Below are 9,457 nucleotides of genomic sequence, written 5' to 3' on the forward strand. Positions count from 1 at the left end.
GAACTTTGTGGGGATTCCTCAGGGTCTGCCCCCTATTTACTCGCGACCGGTTCAACTGTTCAGGTTTAACAAGAAAAACACCCTACTGTTAAAAAGCAGGGCGGGTAGACTTTGGATCTTGACGCAGGACCGGCTAATGGGTGTCCCCTATTTACTAGTTGACCACTACACTCCCAGAGGCGCCTATCCTTTTTCCAACAAGTCAAAAATCACTCTTTTCGACGATAAACGGCCCTATCAGCTTCCGATAAGCTAGGTAGATCTTCGTTGCCAACCAAAATTTCTGACTTACATTTTAAATCCGAGTCCTGATATGCAGTATATTGACAGATGATGTCTTCTATCTCACCAATATCATCTTCTATGTTTTTCTCAAGATAAAACCTTATTACCCAAACATCACCTTCACAAGACAACACCACCATCCTGAAGTTTGGAGTAACTGCCCCTAGCAACGCTTGAGCAAGCATTAATACTTGGAAATTCCAAGCTTTCAATTCGGCTGCCGTATTCATTTCTGAGTCCAATTAGGGTTAGCAGGGACGATACTTGGGCTTTTCGTACCTTTGATGATAAAAACATTGGTTGGCTGACCGGTTATACCAACGCCTGCGTTAACGTTGGTTCCGGTCACACCTTCGAACTTCACCACCGGAAACCCTTGCGCATTCTTACCTAAAATCTTAACCTGCCCTACGCGGTAAGCATCTAGTACTTTTTGAGCATCATCAACACTATTCAAGAACCCTCCGCCTCCTCGAGCCTCAAGCTCAGGCCTTCCAGCGATATGCCGAAGCTGTTTCTGACTAATTTTGCCAGCCACATCTGGAAAGTCTTTAGGTGTAAGATTGCCTTTTGCACCACCCGGTGCATCCAACTTACTAAGATCACCAACAGCCCCAGCCTGTGCTCTCCAGCTTCCTGTCACAGGTGCCTCAGCAAGGGCGTTCACTACATTCTTCGCTGCCGAGGGCAGCTTAGCGGCAACTTGCGCAGTTCCTCGAACCGCCGTCAGCACACCGACAAGTTCGACAGCAAACTTCCCACCCTCGACACCCGCAGTGACTGAACCTCCCCAGCCCGCATCATTATAGGCTTGCGTCAGTAGAGCAGCACGCTGTTCAAGATCGCTAAAATAGCTGTCACCGAACTGTTGCCTAAACTCGGGGGAATTTGCAAATTGCTTTATTGCGTCCAACGTTTCGGGGAGGTGCCCCATAAGCTGATACAAGCCCTCAGCCGTTTCATAAGCAGAAAGCCCTATCCCCCCACCCACACCAACAAGCAACCCCGCATTCTGCTGAGCGCTGATAAGGTTCCACTTTGTCTCATTAGCAACTCGACACGTCAGGTCATTACACCCCTTAAGTTCTTTATCCTTCTGTTCTTCTTGAGCCGGACTAAGATAGTTATTCTCTACCGCATTCTTCCCGCTCTGCGCACCAGCAATTGCGCTTGCCGAGTCTCCGCCAACCGCACCGCCCAATAAACCGGCAGCTAAAGTCGCCATTGCCGACACGCTCTGCTTTTCTTGCTCGGAAAGGTCGGCCACCTTTTTATTCGGATACAACTGAGCAGCGATGTACTCTGCGGCAAGCTCACCACTCACCGCACCCGCCGCTCCAGCAGCAGCCGAGTTATTGTTGCTTTGAGCAACGATAGCGCCTAATACCGCATGGGCCATCAACCGAGCTTCTTTATTGTCGCCAGTAATTTGTTTGATTTTTTGGGCCAGATATGGCGCTGAAGCACCTGCGAGAGCAGAGCCTAGGTTATTACCAGCCAAGCCCTGAAGGGCTGCGGTGGCTGCCTGCGCTACAAGCTGGTAACTACCACCTGTACCGTATGGCTCCATTTCCTTTTTGTAGGCAGCAGAATTTGTTAACCGTTCTTGGTAGATTTTGCGCTCATCTTGCGTTGCGCCGGGGCCTGGTTCGTATATTCCAGATTGGGCCAGTTCTTCTTTGCCTTTACGGGATGCTTCTATCTCGCCCTGCGTGCGGACTATGTCTATTGTCTGACGGCCTATATCACCAATTAGCTGAGCTTCTCTGAGACGCCGCTGCTCTTTTTCTTTATCGAAAATAGGGCTTAAAGCATTGTTGGCATTTTCAACATCTCGGCTTAGCGTTGCGGTGTCTTGCTCCTGATTTTGCGCATCGCGAACAACCAGTGAGCCTTCAGATATAGCTGAGTGAGTTGTACTGCTGTCTTCACCCTCGTTACCAGCACCGAGTAACGTGGTCGTGGCGAGGTTGCCAATAAACTGCTCGCCAACCACACCACCTGAGCTGAGGTTTACACTTTGAGTTTTAGTTTCAAACTCAGCTCTATTAGAAATATCGCCCCACCCAAGTGTTCCGGTACTGAGCACATTTTTGTCTGCTGTCGCGGTGCTCGCTATCACGCTACCGTCAAGCTGAGTGTGTTCGCCTACGTCAATTTGGTAGCCACCATTACCTGCAAACAACCCGGTTTGCTCTTGCACGCTGTCGAACTTGGAATTGAGCTTGTCTTTGCTGACGCCCAAATATCCACTGCCCGTCATCGTCCCGAACGTGAAGCTACCTCCAGCACTAACATTGCTTTGCTTAGCGCTGTAGTGATCACTGTCCTGCAAGCTTTCCAGGGACAAGTTACCAGCAACCAAAGCCTTGATCTGGTCAGCACTGACTTGAGCCCCTGCCAAGGTAGTGTCACGCCCACTCACTAGGCTTACCTGGTTGCCAGCATCCAGAGTGGTTTCAGTCCATGTGGTTGCGTTACCTTTTTCTTTACCTAAGCCTGAGTTTGCATTGGCAAATATACTCAGCCCTGCACCACTGTCGCTCACGCCTAGACTGACTCCGACTGCACCGCCACCACTGCTGTTTTTACCTTCAATTTTCTGAGTGTTTGCAGCGGCTAGTAACTCGATGTCACGATTAGCCTGGACAAGCAGATCTTTACCAGCCTGTAGTTGGCTACCTATGACTTTCACGTCACCATCATTTGCAGCTGAGCTGCCTGTGGCAACGATGGTGATATTGTCACCTGCGGTCACTTGACTGCCTTGGCTAACCCGCTGCTCCTGCACCTGCTTTGACTTGGACTTCTGGCTCCCAAGCGAAAGACTAATGCCTACAAACTGCCCTGCATTTTCTCCTGTGATTCCGCCTGCTTGCTCTACCGCCTGCATTGCTTGATAGCCGGTAAGCGCTGCCTTTACTCCTTGCAGTGCAGCGAGCCGACCGCTTTCTTCATCGTCGACCTGTCGACTTGTCTCATAGGCAGTATTAATAGCACTGCCAACCACGCCCGAAAGCGCTAAGGTCAGGCCGCTTTTCTTACTTTTGTGTTCTTGTTGGTTACGGGAAAGGTTTTCAGCCGCGCTAATCTCAACATCTTGGCCATAGAGCGATACATTCTGACCTGCAACAATGTCTGAACCCTTAATCTTCAGCTTGCCGCCAGTCAATATCTCGACATTGCCCTCAACGCTTCCCACCGTGCTACCACGCGTGGTTTCGATGACGGTTTGTCCCCTACTTTGCAGGCTGCTACTGCCAATTGTGACGCCAATCCCACCACTGCCCATTAGTCCAGATTTGGTTTTTTTCTGATAATGCTCACTGGTACTTGTTTCAGTAACTCCCTCAATATTGACCGCTTGACCACCTTGCAAGGTGGTTGTTTGAGTCGAGACAACATCACTACCACGTATGTTGAGCGTATTGCCTGCCAACACGGTGGTCTTATCACCACTGACTAAGCTGCCTTGAGCGAAGGTGTCACTCGTTGAATCTAATCGCGTTTTGGTTGAGCTAGAGAAGGTCCCACTTTTCTTTTTCTTTTTGTAGTAGTAATGCGATTGGCTGTCGAAGCCTGCATCAATATCAATGTCATTAGCTGCTACAAGATATGCTTCATTACCCGCATCAACGCTGCTCGCAACAAGCGCAATATCGTTACCCGCCCCCAAGCTCAAGTTGTTACCCGCCTGAATCAAGCTGCCTTGCTGTTGGACTTCGTCAGCTTGTTTGGTGGTCTTGGTTTCGCCCTGCTTGCGATAGGAGTATTGATGCTCTTCATTGGCGGCTGAAACGATGCTCAGGTCGCGTCCGGCATTAACACTGACATCACCCGCTGCAGTGACTTGGCTGCCAATCACTGCAATATCACGCTGCGCTGACAGGCTCAGGTCGCCGCCAAAATCGACGTTTGAGGCGTGTTGAATGGTGCTGTTGTCATAGCCATGCTCGCGCTTGCGTTGATATTCATAGGTATCAACTTCTGCTTGGCTGGATACGACTAAGTCACGGCCTGCGCTCAGACTGGCATTACCTTTGGCTTCGATAGCGCTGCCGCGGTTGCTGATGTCGCGTGCGGCATTGATTACAAGGTTGTTACCCGCTTCGATACGCGAGGCGTTGTTGGCGATGTCATTGCGCAAACGATCACCGCCACCGGCGGCGGTTACCCTGGTGATGGTGCGTTCATTGATGACATCACCATTCAGGGCGGTGAGATTGACATCACGCCCCGTAATAATGCCGCCCCGGGCGTTAATAATGCTGTCTGTGGCTAGCAACTGTAGGCGTTCATTTGCCTCTATCAGACCTGCGTTGTTGATATTGCTGGCGGTGGCGTTGAGGTTGCCGCTGGCACGCAAGGTGCCAACGTTGTTGAGGTCGCCGCCGCTAATCAGGTTTAAGTCGCCACCTTGGATTAGCGCGCCATTACCGGCCAAGCGGCCTTCAGCTTGAGCCAAATACAGGACTGGCACCAAGACTTTCTCACCCAGCACTTCGTGCTCTTCCATCCAGACGATGTCATGGGTCAATGCGGCAATCTGCTCGGCGCTCAGCGCTACACCCAAGCGCAAATTCAGTGCGTCTTTGCTGGCAATGGCGTTGTCCATCAGGTAGCGGAACATGGCTTCATCGTCGTACAGACCTGCCAAGTAGCGCTGACCGGTACGTTCAACTATGGCTTGGCGAATTAAATGCTGTTCGTAGAGGCCGTCGCCCAAACGCCTCTGTAGCCGGTCTGGGTCGTAACCGAGCTCGCCCAGCAAGTAGTCTGAACCGAGAAAATCCTTAAGATTGGTCAGTGCTGGATTGGCTTCGATCAGGTACTTATGAGAGCCAGCGGTGTGTTCTGTGCTTGGCAGACCTCCAACTTTCTGTACCTGCTGTGCAAGGGCGCTGCCACCAAAGCTGGCACTGATTACCTGATCGCCAAGGCTCTTACCATTTGCGCTCTGGCTGGCTGTCCCGTCATAGCCTTGCTGCCCTGTGTGAGCGCTTTGATCGCTCAGGCGGAAGAGACCATTGTCGCCAGTCGGCAGGCTAAAGCCGGGTAAGTTGAGGGGGTTGACCTGTTTTTGCGCAAGGTCCGGCGGCAACTGAGAGGTAATCGCCCAGTTGCCGGTATTAGCGCGGGTGTCCACAGCCGTATTTTGTGAGCCGATCTGCCCCACACCGTCGGCATATTCACGCACAACGCTATTATCGAAGCGCTCCGCTGCGGTGATATTCACCGCACCGCCCGCCTGAACAATCGCCGATGCGACCACTGCACCAGAGGTCGGTACGGTGTAGGACGTTATATTAAAAAACTCCCGATCATCCTGACTCGTTACCGCCAGTACATCTGCAACTGAAAGCTTGCCAGGCTGGTAGTCTGCGGAAGTCGGATCGTTGTAGTGGTTGAACTGATTTTTGGCGTCGATGAACTGCCAATACACTGCCTCGCTGCGCGTGTAATAGCCGGCGTTGTAATGCCGCTGCTCACCCCCGCCCATACCGAGATTTCGAAAGGTGACCACATTGATGTTGATATCACCTGCGGCCGATACGGTGCTATACAGGTTGTGGAAATTTTCACCTTGGAAGTTCAGATCAGCGCCGCTGGTGATAAAGCCTATTGGGCTGTCTTGCCCTTCAGCGATCACATCTTCGTAGTTTTCTACTGAGTTGAAATAGAATTCACAGCCTTTACCGTCGCAGACATCATCCGAATAAATGTCGAGATTGCCCGATACCAAGCGAAGTTCAGCGCTGAAAGCTTCCCGTTGATTGAGCAAGGTGCCAGCCAAAATGCGCATGTCGCCTGCACTTTCAAGCGAGCCGGAGGTGTTCTCTACCCGCGTGGCCCAACCATCGTTATCATCGGCTGCGATATCCAGATCGCCTAAACTGTAGAGGTTGCCGCGCAGATTGGTAAGAGTGGCCGTACGCAACGCCATGTCCGCGCCGCTGAAAATCAAGCCACCCTCGTTACGCAGGCTTCCGGCGTACAGCTTCAACCCTTTAGCACCGCCCAAGGTGCCGTAGTTGTTCAGATTGGCGGCGCGCAAAGTGAAGTCGTCGCCAGCGCTCAGCACTCCTCGGTTATTGACCAGACCACTGAAAGTCAGTTTTCCAAGCCCGCCTGCTGCAATACTCGCCATGCTGCTCAAATCAAGGTTTGCGCCTTTTAGGCTCATATCCCCAAGACTGGTCAAGCGACCCTCACCGCTGTAACCACCGCTAAGGGTTACATCGAGGCTGCCGTCGCTGGCAATCAGTCCGGCGTTACTCCAGTTACCGCCGCTGGCGATTAAGCGTTGCTTGGCCAACAACTGGCCTGTGGCACTTTGGTTTAACGTGCCTACGTTGAGGGTTAAGTCGCGCGCCTGCACCGTGCCATCATGGTTCCAGGTACCGGCATTTACGGTTAAGGCTCCATTGGTTACCAAGGTGCCGCCGGCCTGAGTCAGGGTATCGCTGGCCAGCCCAAATTTACCGCTACCTACATGCAAGATCGTGCCGTCGGTATTGAGCAGACTGCCTACGGCAAAGGTCAGGTCGTTGTTGGCAACTTCAATGCGGCCATCACTGTTATCCAGCAATGCACTGGTGGCCAGACGGCTTTCCCCAGTAAGCCCCAAGGCACGAAGCGCACCCTGCTGATTATCGATACTGGCGCTGTTCAAGCGCAGTACGTCACCCGCCTCGATCAAGCCATAGCGATTGTTCAACGCATCGCTCAAGTCGAAGTCGATTGTGCTTGCCGAAACCTTGCCGCCAAGGCCCGTGCTCAGACCTTGGTTGGCAAAACTGATTGCGTCTACATCAAGAAGATCGCCTGCAAACAAACCACCGCCCTGATTATTAAAGGTGCCGGTTTTAATACGGTTATGACCTGCAACAGCGGAAAAATGGCCTTTGCTGTTAAGCACCTGACCATTGCTGGCGGTGGTACTGAGGTCAACATCCTGCTTGGCTTGCGTGGTACCGCCACGGTTATCGAATAGGCTGTTTAAAACCAACTTAATGCTGCCCAGCGTGCTGGCTAGAACACCACCTGCGCTGTTATCAACACGCTCAGCGCCTATTTCAAGATCGCCAGCTTCAGTGAGAACTGTCCCAGCCTTGTTGCTCACTGCTGCAGTGCCTTGTAGGTCGAGCAAGGACTTGGCTTGTAGAGTACCGGCATCGTTATTGATGCTCGCAGCCTCGATGTTCAATCCGCCCTGACGGCTATAAATCAGGCCATCGTTGCGGTTATTAAGCGCGCCATTAACATTGAGCGTCACTTCATCTTGAACGGCCAAGGTGCCAGAATTCGAGTTATCCAGACTGTTAGCGAAAACCTCCAGCAAACCTTGGCTGGCCAGCTGTCCTGCGCGGTTATTGAGGCTATCTAGTTCTAGCAGCATATTCGTGCCACTGACTATTTTGCCTGAGCTGTTGTTGCGTAGCTCTCCGGTTAGCTTGGCAGTCAGCGCTTGGCTAGCACTGATGCTACCACCGCTATTATTGAAACTGCCGCCGCTGAGCAAGAGGTCACCGGCCGAGTTGATACTACCACCCTGATTAAGCGTTTGAGCGGCTTCGACACTCAGTATCGGCGCACTAATCAGCCCCTGATTACTGTTGTTGAGCATGCCCGTCACATCAATAACCAGGCCGCTGTCACTGGAAACAATACCCTTATCACTGTTGTCCAGGCTGCCAGCCAAAATCCGTTGAGCCTCTTGACTGACCAAGGCACCTTCGGCGCTATTATCGAGCGCACCGCTAAGGGTCAGATCAAGGCCACCATCACGACTGGAAACTGTGCCTTTTTTGCTGTTATCTAACTGAGCGCCATCTATACGTACGCCCTGCCAACCAGAGAGCAGCCCGGCACCGGAGTTGTTAACTGTGCTGGCATCAATTGCCAATTGCCCGGCCGCAATCACCCGGCCGTTCTGGGTGTTGTTAAGTGTCGCAGCAGAAACTGAAATATCGCCAGAACTCGACAATTCACCAGCCAAGTTACGCAACTCACCCACTTGCTTCAGTTCAAGTCCATCACGGGCGTTGATCAGGCCGTCTTGATTGTCCAATAGGCCGCCGTTGAGATCGAAGCTGATATTGCCTCCACCTATCAACTGCCCATTGTTTTGTACCAGTTCGCCAAGGTTAAGGTCGATGTCCTTCTCAGCAGATAGCTCGCCTTTTTGTGATGAGTCGAGCCGGTCTGCGGTAAGCGAGAGCGCTCCGGCTGTATTGATCAACCCTTTGTCACTGTTGTCGACAGCCCCGGCAAGCAGGCTTAAACCTTGTCTGCCGTAAATAACACCACCGCGGTTGTTCAATGCACCGCCATTAAGGTCAAGGCTAACACTGCCCTCCCCAATCAAACGGCCTTGCTGCTGAATCAACTGAGCTATACGCAGTTGAATATCGCCTTGAGCTGAAACCTCACCCTGATTGGATGAGTCAAGCTTTTGTGCCGTCAACACCAGCAGTCCATTGCTGCTGATCAAGCCCTGAGTACTGTTATCAATGTTGTCAGCTTTTAAATTAAGTCCCTGTTTGCCATGAATCACACCTCCCTGGTTATCCAGCAGGCCATCCACATCTAGGGTTACACCAGACTGACCAAGCAACCGGCCATCATGTTGCACCAACTCAGCCGCGTGCAGATTGATATCGCCACTGGCCGAGACTTCACCTTGGTTTGATGAGTCCAACCGCTGAGCGTCAAGCATGAGGCTGCCCGAACTGCCAATCAATCCCTGGTTGCGGTTATCAATTTGCTGGGCACTGAGTTTGAATTGTTGCTGGGCACTTAGTGTGCCTGCCCGATTGTCCAACTGGCCGACATCAACCAATGTCAGTTGTCCTTGAGCCGCTATCACGCCGCTTTGGTTATCCAGCTTGCCGCCCTTGAGATCAAGGCTGACATTGGACTCACCGATCAGACGACCGCCCTGCTGCTGCAATTGGCCGGCACGCAGGCTTATGTCGCCCTTGGCGGAAATTTCACCTTGGTTGGCCGCTGCAACCTGCCCAGCATCAAGGGCTAAAGTGGCGCCACTACTAATCAGGCCTTTATCGCCCGTATTTACGCTGTCAGCGTTAAGTGTCAGGCCTTGTTTAGCGCTCAGTTCACCGCCACGGTTATCAAGACTGGCAGCGTCGGCCTTGATCACGCCTTGGCT

At 52.2% G+C, this 9,457-nt stretch carries 2 protein-coding genes; both read right to left on the reverse strand.

The genetic code is table 11. The features are described from left to right. Positions 1-209: 209 nt before the first annotated feature. A complete protein-coding gene (locus ACN0UH_RS18890; protein ID WP_417663509.1) occupies positions 210-515 on the reverse strand; it encodes a hypothetical protein in 306 nt (101 codons plus the stop codon). Beyond that, a complete protein-coding gene (locus ACN0UH_RS18895; RefSeq protein ID WP_417663510.1) occupies positions 512-9,448 on the reverse strand; it encodes a hemagglutinin repeat-containing protein in 8,937 nt (2,978 codons plus the stop codon). Before ACN0UH_RS18895 ends, ACN0UH_RS18890 begins: the two co-directional genes overlap by 4 nt. Positions 9,449-9,457 lie beyond the last annotated feature (9 nt).

The organism is Pseudomonas sp., from assembly GCF_048265905.1.
Classification (GTDB): domain Bacteria; phylum Pseudomonadota; class Gammaproteobacteria; order Pseudomonadales; family Pseudomonadaceae; genus Aquipseudomonas.